A 16974-nucleotide genomic window follows, 5' to 3' on the forward strand; every position below is an offset into this window, starting at 1 on the left:
GAACGTCAAAATATAATGTATGATTTTTTGCATTTTGCGTATGAAATTTTCGCTTTGTACAAAATCGCGACCTCCGGTAAACACGGTGGATGGCGAATTTCGCAGCGTTGGAGATGTGAATGGCGGCTAACCAACCGCGAGAGGAAGAACAGGAACATTTGGTGGACGTTCACGGTGCGACGACCGTCCACGACCGCATTCGTGAGGCGATGATCGAGGGCACTCTCGCCCCAGGCTCGCGGCTCAAGATCCAGGAACTCGCCCATCGTTTCGATACGAGTTCGAATCCGATCCGTGAAGCCCTGCAGCGTCTTCAGGGCGAAGGGCTGGTCCAGATCAATCACAATCAGGGAGCCTTCGTGAGGCCGATAGATGAGCAGTTCGTGCGCAATGTCTACGAATTGCTAGGGCTGATCGAACCCTATCTCGTTCGCCGTTTCGTCGAATTCGCCCTTCCCGAGGAGGTCGAGAAACTCGCTCGGTTGATCGACAGATTCGAGGAGCATAATTTCGGCGACACCCAAACCTATCGCAGCCTGGACACGGAAATTCATGGTTTGACCTATCAGCGTCACTACAACAAGCAAGCCATCGATCTATGGAAGCAAAAACGCATTTTGGTGGGATTGCTGGGGCGGCGCTACGCGATCGGCCAGGTACGACGGAAGGCGATATTGCGAGAACATCGAATGCTGCTTGAAGCAGTGCGCCAGCAGGATGCCGAGCAGGCAGCGCACGTTGTAGAGCAGCACGTCAAGGGCTCTGCCGTGCATTTCATCGAATTGCTGCGGGCTGACTTACCGCGGTAGTCGGCAGTGAACACGTTACACCAAGCAGAGTGACCTTGCACATATTCATCCTGGAGCCCTCTCTCGGCTGGCGGCGTCTTGAAGGTACATCACCACGACCTCTACCGTTGACTCGGAAACAGGGAAAAGCTGGGCCGCAATTTCAGAAGCGACGCTCCAAGTAGATCGATGCCCACCGTTTGTGTGGCTGGCACACTCAGACAGCAGGAACACGACGGTGGCAGCGTTTTTCGTCTGCCGTGTCGTCATGCGCTTGCCGAGCGGGGTGGCAGCAGTGATCTCCTCGAGCTTGGCGAGCGGCTCCGGGAAGGTCTTCGGCCAGATCTATGGAGTAGCGTCATGATCCCCGCGAACATGACCGCGTCGATACGAATTCCGTCTCCCGGAAGCGCTGCCGCCCATTCCGTGTTGAACTTCTCGATCGCTTTGACCGCACCCGCGGGTTATCCAAGCCTGATATATTTGTCACGGCGGGTCTGGTTCAACAGAGCCGCTTGGCATGGCGATGGGAAGAGCGGCGTCGCGTCCTCAACTTTCAGATTCGGCGCGCCAATAACGGCAGCTGCTGGCGATATCGTCGAGCACCTTGTCGTCTTCGGCTTCAAAAGCTGGAAAAACTTCCAGGGTAAGATGCTTGACCGCCGAGGCACTTGCTTTCGCCAATGTATCGTGAACCGCCTTTGGGTGAATAATCCCGATTGAATTTGTCTCCTCGGTAAAACACCAATGGCGATCACCCCGACCGTCGGTCTGCTGCAGATGAACAAGGGGACTAAGATGGCTTAATTCAGCCAGCCACAGATACGGATCCTGCTCTACTAGTGGCAGATCGGGCCGACACGCGTGGCCTACATCGTAACAGAATGCGACGCTGGCACCATCCATCTGCTCGAAGCGTGCAGCCAGGCCAAGACATTCCGCAATGCTGCTTGGAAATTCGCGCGCGACAGGCATGGGTTCCCACAAAAGGTAACGCAATCCGGCGTCTCCTGCGTAACTGGCAAGGTTTGCGACATGCTCCAATTGCTCTTGCGCCAATGCGTTTCGTCTTGCGGGGTCGCGAAAGTCAGCTACGCTGTATGCACCCATATGCCCTCCGAACGTATCGGCGCCAATTGAAACGCACAGATCGATACCGCGTTTGTACCGCTCCAGTGCCGCGAGGCGCATCTCAGCTTCGGGATGAAGGAGCATATTGGCGCTATAGTCAGCCAGCCCCGAAAAGACGCTCGAAACGACAATGCCCTCATTCGCGCAGGCGGCGCGGATCCGCGAGGCTTGGGCCGCCAATCGCGCAGCCGAACCGGAGAGGTCGACCAGATCAAGCGAGAGCTGTACATCCCTGACGCCAAGACGCTGCGCAACCAACGCAGCCCAGACCTCCGGTTCTGGCCAACGCTTCATGGCAAAGCCATTGTTTATGCTCAATGTAGGCGCCATTGCCTTCCCCTCAACTGGAAAATTGGGGCAGGACCTGCTGACAGGTCCGACTCTAAATCTTTATCGGTACTGCAGCGCCAACCGGCGTCAGATGGCCGAAGCTGTAAAACAGTGGCAGAACGGCTGCTCCAAGGGCAGCCACTTCCTGTCCAACAGCCCCCAAAATCAACCTCGGCGCTGCCCGTTCTCTTCGAGAGGACACGGACGGCGGCAGCGGGGTAGCCCGTCGCTCGAGCTCGGCAAGTATCGGTTGCGGCATAAAACCATTGATGACGATGGTTTCGGGATCGAACAAATTCTCAAGATTCACCACGAGAATGCGCAGCACGGTCGCGGCCGTTTCCATCCATGTTTGCAATTCCGGATCCTGCGAACCGAAACGGTCCAGGAGTTCGTCATAGACGGCCGGTGCGCTCGGATAACCGAGATGCTCGAAAGCGGAATGGATTGACAGATAAGTTTCCGCACAGCCGCGGTTGCCGCAGTAGCATCGCTTTCCATCGGGATAGACAACCATATGGCCGATTTCACCGGCGTTGCCAAAGGTGCCTTGATAGGGCTGACCATTGACGAGGACGCCGCCACCGAGACCGGTGCCAACAAAGATCGTGACCACATTGCGATATTGACGAGCGACACCGAAATAGTGTTCGCCCATGGCAGCAGCGGTCGCGTCATTCTCCAGATAGACTGGCAGTCCCAGCCGCTGCGACAGCCATTCGGAGATTGGGGCATCGCCCCAATCCGGCAAAACCGTGGGGCCATTTGCGAGAACCTGATCCACCTCGAAAGGGCCAGGCATGACAACGCTGACGCCACAGACGCGATCCAGCGTAATACCCGCATTTGAAACCAACTGTCTCGTGGCAGCTTCGAGCGCTGGCAATCCCTGCTGCGGGGTCGGACTGGCAACCCGGACCATGAGTTCTCCGCACCTTCTCCCTGACAGATCAAGCAGCATGCCAATCAACCAATTATGATCAAGTTGAAGGCCTATAGAGTAAGCGCCATTTGGATTGATGGAGAGCAGCTTTGGCGGTTTCCCGCGGGATCGAATCTGAACCAGACTCTCAACGAGCAAGTCACCAGCAACGAGTTCATCCGCAATATTGGACACGGTTTGCACCGACAGGCCGGTAATCCGCGCCAAGTCGGCTCGCGAGAGCGTGCCGTTCACGCGAACAGCTTCAATCGCAACACGCCGGTTATGATCACGAGCGTTCTCCAAATTGGCACCAGAAAATGCCTGCACATTCTTCGAATCCATGGGCAGTCCCGTCATGCAACCGACAGGATGTCACGTGCGTATCTGTGCATGTGCTCATCCGGAAGATGCCGCTAGACCGTAACAGTTACCTTTTTCAAGCTCCTCGGTGAATCGACATTAATACCACGGCTGCCCGCAACGCATTCAGCCAGGCGATAAAAGCGCGAAATCATGGCAATTGACTCCAAGACGCTGTTGGGCGTTTTGGGAACAGGCAGCCAATCAACGGTTTTTTCACGACCGGCAACAAACACTCGAACACCCATCGAACGCGCTTTTTGCGCGGTCTCAAGTACACCAGGCAGCGCACTGTCCGACTGGGCAAACAGCACAACCGGACGCTCCGGTACCAACAAGGCCGCCGGGCCATGCCAGACCTCCGCGGCGCTGAAGGCTTCCGCGAAGATGTAGCTTGTCTCTTTCAATTTAAGTGCCGCCTCGCAAGCGATCGGGAACCCTATGCCTCGCCCAAGGACAATCGCGCTTTCGACTTGGGAGAACGCTTTCGCCACATTCTCCCAATCCGTTCGCGCGGATTGCTCGATGATATCCGGCAAGCTTTTCAGCGAAAGCGCCAGATCGGCATCGCCACACCATTCAGCAACGACGGCCGCAATAGCGACGAGGCTGCACACAAAACTTTTCGTCGCCGGCAGCGCCAGTTCGGGCCCGGCACCCACCGGCAGCACGATGTCAGAATTCTGCTCAAGGCGCGATTGTGGACTGTTCACAAGCGAAATCGAAAGGGCGCCCGCGAGACGATTGCTGGCTTGCAGCACATTGATATCATCGCTGGCTCCCGACTGCGAAATCGCCCAAGATACCATGCCGCTTAACTGCAGCGGCCGCCTATAGATGGACGACAGTGAGGGTCCAACCGAAGCGACAGGAATGCCGATCCGCGACTCCACCAGATGTTTCAGGAAGGATGCGGCGCAATCGGAACTTCCACGCGCCACTGTCGCCATTGCACAAGGCGACTGTCGACGAAGTCTGCGTCCTGTTTCTATGTAGTGCGGAAGATACGTATCCAATTGCTTTGCTACGCAATCGGGAATCTGGTCGATCTCGCGCGCCATCTGCGTCTTGCGATCGGCGGAAGGGTCAAGCCGCATGGTCGCCACCCAGCCTATCAGAAACGTGTTCGTTGCCTGCCAGGATCCGTGCACACCCCTTTAAGGCTGCAAAACGATCCGTGATTATAAAGGTGCCGACGTCGGCCAAAAAAGGACGTCCCCGCCCTTTTCCTTCCAGGCGCTCTCGCAAGCTGCTGCCCGAAATCAACGGAGCCATTTGGATGAGAAGCTCGCCATTCAGAAATATGCCGCCGCGCGCGCCGCAGGTGAGCGCAGCATTGCCACATACGTCGCCCAGCAGACCCAGAAACATTTCGAGTGTCTCACGCTCCCGGGAAAACGCATCCGCGACGCCGCGCTCCACAATATCATATGACGAGATGCCGGAGGCAGTGTCGGTGGCATCAACAGCCGCAAGCGCCTTGTGTAATTCGACAATACCGCTGCCGCACAAAACGCGTTCGGCCGACACGCGGCCATGACGCGCGCGCAAGACCTGCCAAGCGGCAATCTCCCTTTCCGCGTGGACGGGCAAGGTGACATAACCGCCCTCGCCCGACAGAATGAGGGGTTTTGTAGAATCGCCGTGCAACACAACAGCCATACCCAAACCGGTTCCCGGGCCGATGATGAGTTGGGGCATCGATGGCCGCAGGCTGCCGCCGCCAATTCTGGCCAGACTATTAGCGTCAAGTGTGGGAAGAGCCGCGGCCAGGGCCGCGAAGTCGTTGACGACGACAAAGCGGTCAAGGCGCAGCGTCTTGCGTGTGCCTTCAATGGAAAACGTCCAGCCCCTATTGGTGATATTCACCTCGTCGCCGATGACGGGACCGGCGATACCGATGCAGGCCTCACCGATTTTAACGCCGAACGCCACGATCGCGTGATCCAGCAACTGTTCGAGCGACGAAAAATTGCTGCACCGCAAGACAATAGGGGTCGACTGACGGTCACCCTCCGCAACGGACAAACGGGCGTTGGTGCCTCCGATATCGCCGACAAGGACAGCAGGCGCATTCAAGACTCCACCTCTCGCGCTACGACGGGTACGAAATCGGTGAGGTCTTCCTTGTCGAATTCGACAGTCCGGCCCTCTTCCGCGGATTTATAAAGCGCCATCAGCATTCGCACGACTTCGACGCCGTCCGCGAACGTCTCGAACGGCATTTGTCCCATGCGGAAGGATTCGACCATTTCTCGATTTTCGTTTGTGTAGCCATAGGTGCCGTGCTCGTCTTCCACCACGGGCATGAGGCCTTGTTCGGAATTCTGCTTCTCGACCAGATCCTCGCCCGCTTCGCCTGCGAGATTGCGCGAGAAGAAAACCTTCAATCCTGATCCAAGAGAGCTGTATTCCATTGAATACTCGGCCCCGAGCACCTCGAGCTGAATGCGCAGACCCGCGCCAATGTAGGCCCAGGATGTGGCACATTCGATCACCACATCCGTTCCGTCATCGCGCGTCATGACAATGGTGCCGCGCGCAAAATCTTCTGCCGGCCGCTTCAGATAGTCGACGTCGCCGCCCATACCGCTTGCCAGCGAACGGGCGTAGTCCGGTCTGTTCCATTTGAGCGTCGCGACCGTGCCAGTCGCTGATTTGGGTTTCAGCGTCTGCCGCGCCGCGCCGGGGGCCGTCAGAAGAAAGCGACCGACTTCGACGCTGTGGCACATCATGTCCAGCAGCACCCCGCCGCCTTGGCGCTGGCCTTGCCAGAACCATGGTTCGTGAGGACCGGCATGTTCCTCGGTCGCCCGTGCGACATAGGGAGCCCCGGCAGCCGCAGCCGCACGCGCCCAAAGAATGGACTTGCCGCGCACGACTGCGGTCGCGAAGAGCTGGTTTTCGAGGTAACCGTGCAGGAGCGCTGCTTCCTCGACAAGGTGCAACATCTCTTCCGCCTCCCTGAGTGTCCGGGCAAGAGGCTTTTCGCAGGCGACCGCGCGCAGCACGCCGGGATTGGCGATAGCGAAGTCGCGGATCGCGCGCATGGTCTCGAGACGCACATAATTGGGCGCAAGTATCCACACGGCGTCGATCTCGCCGGAGGCAAGCATGGAATTGAGATCCTGATACGCAACGCAAGGTCCAAGCTTCAAGGCATTGGCTTTGGCGGCCAGCGCCTCCCTTCGCTGCTTGGTGGGACCATAGATGCCCCGCACCTCGACATTGCGAACTGAAACCAACGATTCAAGGTGAAAATTTGCGATGAAGCCGGCGCCAATCATGCCGATGCGCAACGTCTTCAATTCGGTGAATGCCTTGGACAAGATCGCTTCCTTTGTTTTCAGCTGTCCGTAGTGGCCGGGCTGGCCATAGACACCGCCCGGCCGGTTGCTGGCGGGGCTATTTCGTGCCGCCCCAAATTTCCGGATAGCCGACCATGTCCTCGCAACCGCAAAGCGCGTAATGCTGTGGCGGCATGTTGGCTTTGGTGTATCTGTCCAGCGTCTCGGCGGTGATTGTGGGCTGAGGCAGATACCAAATCGGCCCAGGCACTTTCTCGCCGCTCAGGATCTGAGTCGCCGCGATGATTGCCGTACGCCACTGGAAGGTGGGGTAGGTCGGCGCGATCGCGGTAAGCTCCTTTTCCTTCCATTTGGTCAGAAAATCCTGCTGATCTTCACCGGTGAAGATCGGGATATCGGCACCGATATCCTCGAACGCCTCGATAGCGGCCACTGAGGTTGCACCCGCATCCATCCAGACGGCATCGATCTTGCCGAAGCGCTGGAGATAGTCCTCGACGATCGATTTGGCCTTTGCCCGATCGTCCTTGGTGAATTCGGAACCGATAATCTTGATCTTGTCGTTTGCCGCAAAAATACGCTCCGCGGCCGACCAGCGGGTTTCAAGAACATCCACACCGGGAGAAATGCGAAGCGCCAGCACGTTGCCACCTTGCGGCAGCGAATCGACAATGAAGCGCGCCGCCTGCGCTCCGAAGGCATAGCCGCCGATCGGAGTGATAAAGCTGACGGGACATTCCGTTGCAACGCCGCGCGAGAACACGATCACGGGTAGCTTGGCACAGGCGCGCTCGACGGCAGGCGTCAGTGCCGCGGTGGTGTTCGGCGTGACCAGCAGTATGTCGCACTTGTTGCTTGCGAGCAGATCATCGATGTCGGCGATCTGCTTGTCGTCCTTTCCCTCACCGTCGGTTACGATGAATTCCTTGATGTTGGCATGAAGCTTGACTTCTTCCTGCATGGTTTTGTAGCCGACGACTTGCCATGGGTTGAAGATGCCGGCATTCGAAAAGCACACTGTCCATGGCCCGTTCTTCTTGTACTTAGACATGTCGCGGAAATTGTCCGCCATCGACTGCAGCCAGGGCTTGGCGGAATCTCCGATCGGCTTGGCGTCCAGCATCGCGATCTGGCGGTCATGTTCCGCCTGATCGAAGAACTTGTTGTCTTGCGCGACCGCTGAGGTACACACCGCGATAGCGATTATGGCGGGCAGAATCGATTTTATCTTGCTTGGTAATGGCATGACGTCCTCCCTCTTCAACTTCGGCGCATCATCCCGCCGACCGGATGTCAGAGACCGCTCTGACGGCATTCACTTTCTGCGGGCCGAATAGGCCACTGCGCAGATGATGATCAGACCTTGCACAACGTCTCGAAGGGGCTTTGGAAATCCCCAGATGTTGAGGAGCGTGAACAGCGCGTTCAATGCCAGCGCTCCGGCGATGACCGGCAGGACCGAACCGCGCCCGCCAAGCAGCACCGCGCCCCCGAGCACCGCAGCAGAGATTGCCTGCAATTCATAACCGGCACCCGCCGAGGTCGAGACACCGGAGAATCCGCCGAGCAAAATGGCGGCGATCGCGGCGCTCAGGCCCGAAAACATGAAGGCAACAATGCGAACACCAGCAACATTGACGCCCGACAGCCTCGCGGCGCGCGCATTCGCGCCTACCATGTAGAGCTGGCGGCCGAAGCTGGTGTTATGCAGGAGGAACCATGCGACGGCGGCAAAAACAATTACGACAAGCAGCGCGATCGGAAAGCCAAGGATACTCTCGCGTCCAAACCAGCGGAACGCGTCGGGCAGATTGCCGCGCGCGGAACCGCCTGAAAAATAGAAGCCCGCGCCACGCAACATCAGCAGCATGCCAAGCGTAGCGATGATCGATGGCACCTTGCCAACCGAAACGACAAGACCGTTTACGGCACCCGATGCCAGCCCGATCGCAAGGCTCAGCGCTATGCACGGATAGACCAGCTCAGGACTGGTGTTGAGCAGCAATGCGCTGAGGAGGATGACCAAGGTGATCAACGATCCGACCGAGAGGTCGAAGCCCCCGGAAACGATTACCAGAAGCTGCCCGATCGCCAGAACAACAAGCGGCGAAGATCGTCGCAGCAGCTGCATCATGGGCCCATAGTCGAGATAGACCGGGTTGGACACCACCATCGCAACCACGATCGCGAGCAAGATGAGGTAGATGGGTTCGACGGATTGAAGCTTCCGCAAGAAACCGGACCTGACAAATATGGAAGCACTCCGCGTCATGCGACCTCCTCGCGAGACCTGATCGAGTAAGCCGCGACCGCGACGATGATGATCGCCCCACGCAGAACCTGCTTGAGATAGGGGTCCACGCCCAGTTGATTGAACAGGCTGTCGATGAAGCCGAGGATCAAAACACCTGCCAGCGTCCCAAGTATGCCGCCTTTGCCGCCTGCAAGCAGAGTCCCGCCAACGACCGCAGCGGCAATGGATTCGAGATCGTAGATCCCATCGGAGCCAACCCAGGGAGCTCCCGATCCAAGCCTACCGACCAGGAAAAGGCCCGCGGCAGCGGCCATCAAACCTGTTACCACATGAGCGCCGATGATGATGTTTGCCGTGCGAATGCCAGCAAGGCGCGCGGCCTGACGGTTGCCGCCGACCGCATATATGTGCGCGCCGAACCGTGTGCGATGCAGTGCGTAGCTGGCAACCGCGACGAGTATCAAAAGAAGGAAAACGGGCGCTGGAATGCCAAATGGCCGGCCATAGGCGAGTTGCTGGTACTCGATAGGCACGGAGCCCGCGAAATTTTGGAAGCTCGTGCTAAGAATGCCCTGGATGATGAGACCGACACCGAGGGTGGCGATAAGCGGATTGACATCCAGTCGGGTCACCAGCAGGCCGTTCACCAGTCCGATTGCCATGCCGAGCAGAAGAATGAACGGAATGGCGGCTGCGATCATGATTGGATCGCCCTGCATGATGAATGATGCCAGTACCGCCGCCAGCGAGATGACGTAGGCGACGGACAGGTCGATCGATGCCACCAGGACGACGAAAGTCTGTCCGATCGCTACAATGCCGAGCGTTACCGATCGCTCGAGCATATTCGACAGAAATGCCCACGACATCCCTCCAGCGCGCCCGTACAGCTCAAGTATTGGGATGGAAGTGAGAAGCATCATCAGAAAGACCCACAGCACTGGCGGCACTGCGAGCATCGTCCTGAGCCAAGGCGCTTTCCGCGCAGATCGGCTAAGCATGGCTTCTTCCTCCCGCCTCTAGCAGAATTTCAGCCTCGGACGCATCGGGCGGAAATTCGGCAGTCAGCGTCCCGTCTCTTATGACGAGAATGCGATCGCTAAGTCCCAGCACCTCCGGCAGTTCCGACGACAGGACCAAGACCGCGCGCCCTTCATCCGCGAGCCTGCGCAGCAACTCGTAGATCACCGCTCTGGCACCGACGTCGACACCGCGGGTGGGTTCTGCGAGGACCAAAACCCTTGCCTCGGTCAACAACCATTTGGCCAAGACAACCTTTTGCTGATTGCCGCCCGAAAGACTGGATGCCGGCGCGCCTCGGTCAGCAGGTTCGAACGCGACACGTTCCAGGATCGCGTCGATGACGTCGGCCCGAATACGGCCGGGATTCGAAAACCATCCAGCCATGGCGCGTGACGCCAAAAGCAGATTGTCCCCGATAGCCTGCTCGAGCGCCAAACCCTCACTCTTGCGGTTTTCGGGAACGAAAGCTATTCCGGCGCGCATGGCATTGGCCGGATTGTCGATGTCCAGAGGATTTCCGTCGATCGTGACCGTACCCGATTGAAAACCCGGACTTCCCCAGATTGCGTATGCCAGCTCGCTTCGCCCCGAGCCTTTCAGCCCGAAGATACCGGTAATCTCGCCGCCTCGAACCTCCAGATTGATGTTCGAAAGGCCATCGCCACCGCCGCCAGTCACCTTCAGAACGATATCAGAATCCCGGGACGAGCCAGGCCGCTTCGGGTAATACTCGTCGAGTCTCCGCCCGATCATCGCCGACACCAGCCGCTCGGGCGACACCTCCGCGATAGGGGCAGACAGCGCTTTCTCGCCATCCTTGATCACGGTGACCTCGTCGCACAGATTGAATATCTCGGCCATGCGATGCGAGATGTAGACGATGGCAAGCCCGTCGGCGCGCAATCTGCGGATGAGGTTGAACAGAATTTGGCAGTCATCGTCCGCCAGGGTGGCGGTTGGCTCGTCGAAAACCAGCACACTGGCGTCGAAAGCCACCGAGCGCGCAATTTCGATCATCTGCTGGCTGCCAATGCTGAGATCCGCGACACGTTCATCGGGGTCCAGATCGAGATTAAGCAGATTCAAAATCTCCGCTACGCGGCAGCGCATTGCATCGACCTGCAACCTTCCGCCTTTTACCCGCTCGCGACCGGCGAATATGTTCTCCGTTACGGTTCGGTGCGGGAAAAGATTCAACTCTTGATGGACAATGGCTATCCCATGCTCCTGAGCTGCGCGCGGATGGTTCATAACTATGCGGCGCCCATCCAGCAGACACTCGCCTCCGTCAGGAAGGACGGCACCCGTCAACACGTTCATGAGCGTTGACTTACCAGCTCCGTTCTCTCCGACGAGCCCGTGTACGCGCCCACGGAAAAAATCGACACTGACGCCCTTAAGGGCGCGAATGGCGCCATAACTTTTGGTGATATTGCGCAGCGAAAGAATGGGATCCAACCCGATTGCCGCGCGTTCCTCCGCGATGTCCATTTGTCCCTCCAACAGACAAACCTCTAATCGGAATTATTTATTAAGTCAATTTGATTTGAAAAATAATTTCCTAGAGGATTCTGCGATTTTTGGCCAGCATTTGGCGGGTGCCGTTTCTTACTCAACTTCATTGCGGACGCAGAAGCGCTGCGCCAAATAGCTGTAGCCTTCAACCCATTCGCCTCAACCCTTCGTCGACCTCGTGCGGCCCAGGGCAACCTCACGGCGGGCGCTTTTCAGTGAAGCGGTGAATCCAAAATCGGGATCTTTCAGCAACCTCTGCGTCGCATCAACGTGCCGCCGGACCCTCGCGCTTCCGCGTTCTGCCGCGACAGCAAGGACAGACCCGATCACGTCCTTTCCCAACGCAACGAGGGCCCGGCTCAAGCTGCGTTGCGTCTCCGCGTCCCCATCGCCAAGGCTTGCCGCCAGTTTTCCGGCCAGCCAGACGCGCTCGTTTTCGGGCACCAGCGCCACGGCCGAATACCATGCCGTGCGGACGACGCTCTGATCTGCGTCATCCAGCCGAGCCGCCACGGCTGGCCACGCGGTTGCGTCCTTGACCTTGGACAGTGTGTGGAGGGCCTGGCGCCTGGCCCGTGGTTCGGGGCGGGCCAGTTCCTCGACCACGCGCGGCACGACCACGTTCGCCGGGAGCCGGATCAGTGCCCAGGTCAGCATTTCACGGACCTGGAAATCCGGCTCTACGGCACATTGGTGCAGCAATATCTCCAGGTCCCGCAATGATGGGGTCATCCCGGCGCGGAGGGCCGCGTTAAGACGCAGGGATGGGTCGGGATTGTCGAAGATCGGGATGGGTAGGCTTGTCCGTCCGGAATGCTACCATCGCAACGTCGGTGAAACGAACGTCGGAACGACCGCGGATTTCCCAAAGACAATTTCCAGCCGGCCCTTACTCGGTGTCTCACCCCATTGAATGCCAAGTTCGGCTTTGTGGATTCCGCCAGCGATCAGAACACTCGTCATGCCAGCTCCGTTCGCACCGGCGATATCGGTGGCCAGGGCGTCCCCGATGGCAACGATACTGGCCGCATCCTGGCCGAGCCAGCGCGACACGCGCCGATATGTGTCAAGATGCGGTTTGCCGTGATGGAAAACGCGCCCACCCAAAGCCGTGTAGTGAGCGGCAACTGTTCCCGCGCATACAACCACCTCATCTCCAACATCGACCGTAAGATCCGGGTTGGCGCAGATCATTGGCAGATCCCTTGCCGCTATGACCTGCCAGGCATAGCGGTCAAGAGTTGCATCATTGCCAGTGCACAAAACGAAGTCGGGCTGATCGCCGATGTCGACAGACTGCCGGTCAAGTCCTGCCAGCAGGCCAGCCAGTTCGGGCGGTCCAACATGCAGGTAGCGCTTGCCGAACGAAGCGTAGTCCGGATGGTTGTCAGAAGAAAACGCCTCGAACACCAGTTCTCCGGAAGTGACAAGATAATGGTACAGACCGGGCGAAAGTCCCATGGCGGCCAGCCTATTAGCAACAGTTGAGGCACGCCTTGGTGCATTCGAGAGCAGGCAGATCACAATGCCGGCGTCCCGCATCCGGCGGAGTGTTTCTATCGCGTGAGGATAGATGTCTTTGCCGTTGTGCAGGACGCCCCAGATGTCGACGATGGCGGCCTTGTGATGCGGCTCGAAAACATCAGAGAGGCCTTCGACGACTGGCGGCAGGAGCAGCATTGTAGGCATGGGTTCGAGTGTCGAAAGCACAGTTCAAATTCCTTTTCGTCACGCCACCTATCCGGAAACGGCTGATTGGCGCTCCGGGCCTCGAGCCGAGCCGACCAGGAAAAGCAGCACCGAGCCGAGTACGATAGAGCCGCCGAGCACAGTGGATTGCGCCGGAACTTCGTGGAAGGCCAGCCAGACCCAGATCGGAGCCAGCGGTGTTTCCACGGCCCCGATCAGGGCGGCATCACGCGCCGGCAGATAGCGCAAGCTCAGGCCGAATGTCAGGAAGCCAAGTGTCATCTGCACAAGGCCAAAGGATGCGAGCCAGCCGAGATCCTTTGGTGCGACGGCGAGCGGGCTGGCCAGCGGCAAGACGGCGAGCGCGCATAACAGGTTGGAGAGGATCAGAACCTCCGCCAGCGGGAAGCGATCCTGCCTGCGAATGGCTATCGCCATGACGGCCATCAACAGGGTCATGATCAGGGCAAGCAGGTCGCCGAAAAAACCGCCCCCCGAAAACGCGGAAGCGCCGACCGTGAACGTCGTTCCGACGATGACGGCAACACCGGCCATCAGCGTGGTCGAGGGCGGCCTGTCACGGAGCCAAAGCCACGACAGGGCTGCCACCAGCAGCGGTGCTCCGGCATGAATGACCGCGACATTCGCAACCGTGGTGTTTCGCAACGCGAATATGAAGGCGACCATAGCCGCTGATGACATGCTCGCAACCAGCCATGCCGAGGGTGTAAGCCTGCCCGGGATGCCGCTTAACGGCTCCCGAAGTCCAAATTTGACGAACAGCAGCATGAAACCGGCGCTGAACGCGCTACGCCAAAACAGCAGCGTCCAGCCGTCGACAGTGATCAACCGAGAGAACAGCCCTCCCGTGCTCCAGAAGATGGCCGCCAGAATCGCCAAGGCAATCCCCGCATTTCTGTTGCCTGCGGGGATCATATGCCACCTTGAGTGGCGTGACTGTCGGTCGAATGATATCGATCCGGAACACTGGAGCGCGAAGGCTGCCGCTTTCGAATGAACAAGTTGATGTCTTCGCGGCTATCTTGTCGGTATCGCTTCAGGCACCCCAGACCCAAGCGCATCGTGATTTCCTGGGCGTTGACGCCGATACGGGCGGCGAGGTCGTCGACGCCAAAACCGTCATGAAGGAACTCACCCCAATTGCCGGGCGCACAGAAGTCGACCGGTATGTCCGTCACATCGACAGTGACATATTCCATCGAGATGCGCCCAACCAAAGGGGCGAGATAGGATCCAAACCGCACCGAAATCTTATCGGCACAGGCCCACGGCAAGCCTTGGGCGTAACCGATGCCGACGATGGCAATCCGGCTGTTCCGGCGGGCGCGAAACGTCGCGCCGTATCCGACGGCCTCGTGTGCAGACACCTCCCGCAAAGCCAGAACGCGCGCTTTGAGGCGTAGAACCGGATACAACGGGTTGGGATGGATGTTCGCATTGTTCAGTCCAAAAAGCGCCGACCCGATCCGGGCCATGTCAAAGTGGAACGATTTGTCGAGCCACGCCCCAGCCGATGCGATCAGGCTGCTCGCTGACGGATGGGCCGATCGCCGTGCCCTCTCAAACCGCTGCTTCTGGACCTCATTCATCACGTTCGACGAGTGGTCGCTGCAGGCCAGATGGCTGATCAGCACCTTCGGCGGCTGCAGCAGGAACTGTCCGTTTTGCGAGAAGCGCTCCAGCTCCGGGCCTGACAATCCGAGGCGCGAGAACCCGGTGTCGACGTTGAGCAGGTATGGGTCCCCGGCGGCCATGCGAAAGTGGAAATCCATCTCCTCCTGGGTATTGATCACCGGCAGAATGTCTTCGATGCGGTAGACCCGTCCGAAGCGAACGTACTCATCATGGAAGGCTGCGATCGTTGCGCCCGGGCATACCGCCCGCAACCTCAGAGCCTCATCCAGATTGGCAACGAAAAAGGCTGAGCAGCCCGCTTCATAGAGCGCCCTCGCCAGGGGCTCGAGACCAAGGCCATAGGCATCACTTTTGACGACCGCGGCGATGCCCACATCAGGACCGACAATGCCGGTCATGATGCGATAGTTGGCGCGAACCGCGTCCAGATCGATCTCCAGGACGGCACTTTCCGACGGCAAAAATTGCGCAATGTTGGCAGCCTGGATCATTCACGGTCTCCACCTTGCGTTCTCGCCGTGGCACAGCGGCAAAAGGTAGAGGCGAGACTATGTTGCGTGGATGACGCGCATCTTTCAAACGCGTGACAGGGATCAGTTTTTAAGATGCATCGATCTCAAAAAAGCCGGTGGGCGAAGCTGCAAGGAAGATGCTGTCACAAACGCCTGTCATTGTCTTCCATGCCAACCCACAACATGTGAGCACGGAACGCGCATGGCTCTCGAAATGGACAACCCTTCGACCAGGATAGTGATCCTCGGCTGCGGCGTCTTGGGCAGCGGTGTCCTCGATTTTCTGAGCCAAAGCGGTCGCGACTATGACATCCACATCGCGGCCCGGGACAACCAGAAACTGTCGCTTCGCGTGAATCTGGCCCGATATACCGCGGCCAATCTCGGGCATCATCCGCGCATTGAAATCGGCTCTGTCGATCTGATGAATATCGAGGCGACGGCAGCCTATCTTGCTGCGGTCCAGCCTCACATCATCTTCAATGCCACGACACTTCATTCATGGTGGGTCATCACGCAATTGCCTCCTGCGGTCTACCAACGCCTGGACCGGGCCCGGGGTGGGGTTTGGACGGCCATGCACCTGGTCCTCGTGCGCCGGCTGATGCAGGCGGTCCGGATGTCAGGCGTTCAGGCGAAAGTCGTCAACGCGTCATACCCCGATGTGGTAAACGCGGCGCTCGCCGCCGAAGGCTCCGCTCCCCTGATCGGAATTGGCAACATCGCCAATGCCGTGCCGGGTATCCAGCTGGCGGCTGCGCATCTTCTTGGTTGCGAGGTAGCTCGCGTCGGCGTGCGCTTCTTTGCCCATCACTATTTGAGCTACCGTATGCCGAGCACCGGCGGGACGGACGGCGCCCCATATCATCTGACTTTGTCCCTCGACGGCGAACAACTGCCAGTAGATGCAATCGACCATGGCGAATTGTTCGCCACCGTTGCCGGCCGGTTCCGTCGCGTAAAGGGTTTGGCGGGACAGTCGGTGACCGCTTCTTCGGCGACCGCGGTCTTGCGGACGCTGGCTGACGGGGTCGACCGTGTCGTGCATGCACCTGGACCGCAGGGTCTCGTCGGAGGATATCCGGTGAGACTGTCACGCGACAGGGTAGCCGTCGAACTGCCGGCGGGGCTCTCACTGGAGCAGGCCGTTTCTGTCAACCGTGCCTGCCAGAAATTCGACGGCATCGATTCAGTCGATGCGGACGGGACGGTTCATTTCACCACGGACTCGGCCGCGATTATCCGCGAAGAGCTCGGCTTCGACTGCCCTGCCGTGCGCCTCGCGGAGTGCGAAGAGGTTGCGGACGAACTTTCGGCCAAGTTTGCGGCGTACCGGCTGGCGCAGCTTGCGAAATCCGATCTGAACGCGGCCTGACCTGCCCGCTCCGGTTGTCCGCGACGCGGCACGCAACAAACGTACCTGCGCTCGGCAAGCCAAAGCAGAGATGCATCACGCCGGCAGCGCAGTCGTTCACGACCGAGC

General features: G+C 58.8%; 15 protein-coding genes. 2 read left to right on the top strand and 13 right to left on the bottom strand.

Features of this window, described 5'->3' with window-relative positions; all coding sequences use genetic code 11:
- The first annotated feature begins 119 nt into the window (after positions 1 to 119).
- Positions 120 to 809: a GntR family transcriptional regulator gene (locus tag ACFWXH_RS25740; protein WP_379124140.1), complete on the top strand. Its 690-nt coding sequence runs from the start codon at positions 120 to 122 to the stop codon at positions 807 to 809.
- A gap of 528 nt (positions 810 to 1337) precedes the next feature.
- Here the strand turns inward: ACFWXH_RS25740 and ACFWXH_RS25745 are convergent.
- The 13 genes from ACFWXH_RS25745 to alr form a co-directional block, all read right to left on the bottom strand.
- Positions 1338 to 2249, bottom strand: a complete 912-nt coding sequence (locus tag ACFWXH_RS25745; protein WP_379124141.1) for a sugar phosphate isomerase/epimerase family protein — start codon at positions 2247 to 2249, stop codon at positions 1338 to 1340.
- Between the two features lie 52 nt (positions 2250 to 2301).
- On the bottom strand, positions 2302 to 3516 hold the full coding sequence (locus tag ACFWXH_RS25750) for an ROK family protein (protein ID WP_379124142.1): 1215 nt from the start codon (positions 3514 to 3516) through the stop codon (positions 2302 to 2304).
- 71 nt (positions 3517 to 3587) lie between these two features.
- Complete coding sequence (locus ACFWXH_RS25755; RefSeq protein ID WP_379124143.1) at positions 3588 to 4631, bottom strand: SIS domain-containing protein; 1044 nt, start codon at positions 4629 to 4631, stop codon at positions 3588 to 3590.
- Positions 4621 to 5613 carry a glucokinase gene (glk, locus tag ACFWXH_RS25760; protein WP_379124144.1) on the bottom strand — a complete coding sequence of 331 codons (993 nt, stop codon included), beginning with the start codon at positions 5611 to 5613 and terminating at the stop codon, positions 4621 to 4623. The genes ACFWXH_RS25755 and glk overlap by 11 nt, the downstream gene beginning before the upstream one ends.
- A complete protein-coding gene (locus ACFWXH_RS25765; RefSeq protein WP_379124422.1) occupies positions 5610 to 6821 on the bottom strand; it encodes a Gfo/Idh/MocA family protein in 1212 nt (403 codons plus the stop codon). The genes glk and ACFWXH_RS25765 overlap by 4 nt, the downstream gene beginning before the upstream one ends.
- A gap of 118 nt (positions 6822 to 6939) precedes the next feature.
- Positions 6940 to 8088, bottom strand: a complete 1149-nt coding sequence (locus tag ACFWXH_RS25770) for a substrate-binding domain-containing protein (protein WP_379124145.1) — start codon at positions 8086 to 8088, stop codon at positions 6940 to 6942.
- A 69-nt stretch (positions 8089 to 8157) separates the two neighbouring features.
- Positions 8158 to 9075, bottom strand: coding sequence for an ABC transporter permease (locus ACFWXH_RS25775; RefSeq protein ID WP_379124146.1), 918 nt, complete (start codon positions 9073 to 9075; stop codon positions 8158 to 8160).
- 35 nt (positions 9076 to 9110) lie between these two features.
- The gene (locus ACFWXH_RS25780) at positions 9111 to 9965 is read right to left on the bottom strand and encodes an ABC transporter permease (RefSeq protein WP_379124147.1); all 855 of its coding nucleotides are present in this window, start codon (positions 9963 to 9965) and stop codon (positions 9111 to 9113) included.
- A gap of 124 nt (positions 9966 to 10089) precedes the next feature.
- Entirely contained in the window at positions 10090 to 11610 is a 1521-nt protein-coding gene (locus tag ACFWXH_RS25785) for a sugar ABC transporter ATP-binding protein (RefSeq protein ID WP_379124148.1), read from the bottom strand.
- A 183-nt stretch (positions 11611 to 11793) separates the two neighbouring features.
- Positions 11794 to 12354 carry a HEAT repeat domain-containing protein gene (locus ACFWXH_RS25790; protein WP_379124149.1) on the bottom strand — a complete coding sequence of 187 codons (561 nt, stop codon included), beginning with the start codon at positions 12352 to 12354 and terminating at the stop codon, positions 11794 to 11796.
- A gap of 96 nt (positions 12355 to 12450) precedes the next feature.
- Positions 12451 to 13344, bottom strand: a complete 894-nt coding sequence (locus tag ACFWXH_RS25795) for a TIGR01459 family HAD-type hydrolase (protein ID WP_379124151.1) — start codon at positions 13342 to 13344, stop codon at positions 12451 to 12453.
- A gap of 27 nt (positions 13345 to 13371) precedes the next feature.
- Positions 13372 to 14223 carry a DMT family transporter gene (locus tag ACFWXH_RS25800; RefSeq protein ID WP_379124153.1) on the bottom strand — a complete coding sequence of 284 codons (852 nt, stop codon included), beginning with the start codon at positions 14221 to 14223 and terminating at the stop codon, positions 13372 to 13374.
- Positions 14224 to 14255: 32 nt separating this feature from the next.
- Positions 14256 to 15470, bottom strand: coding sequence for an alanine racemase (gene alr, locus ACFWXH_RS25805; protein ID WP_379124155.1), 1215 nt, complete (start codon positions 15468 to 15470; stop codon positions 14256 to 14258).
- Positions 15471 to 15693: 223 nt separating this feature from the next.
- On the opposite strand from alr, the gene ACFWXH_RS25810 reads away from it, so the two are divergent.
- Entirely contained in the window at positions 15694 to 16866 is a 1173-nt protein-coding gene (locus ACFWXH_RS25810) for a hypothetical protein (RefSeq protein ID WP_379124157.1), read from the top strand.
- Positions 16867 to 16974: the final 108 nt, after the last annotated feature.

It is taken from the genome of Mesorhizobium sp. NPDC059054, from assembly GCF_042739215.1.
GTDB lineage: Bacteria > Pseudomonadota > Alphaproteobacteria > Rhizobiales > Rhizobiaceae > Mesorhizobium.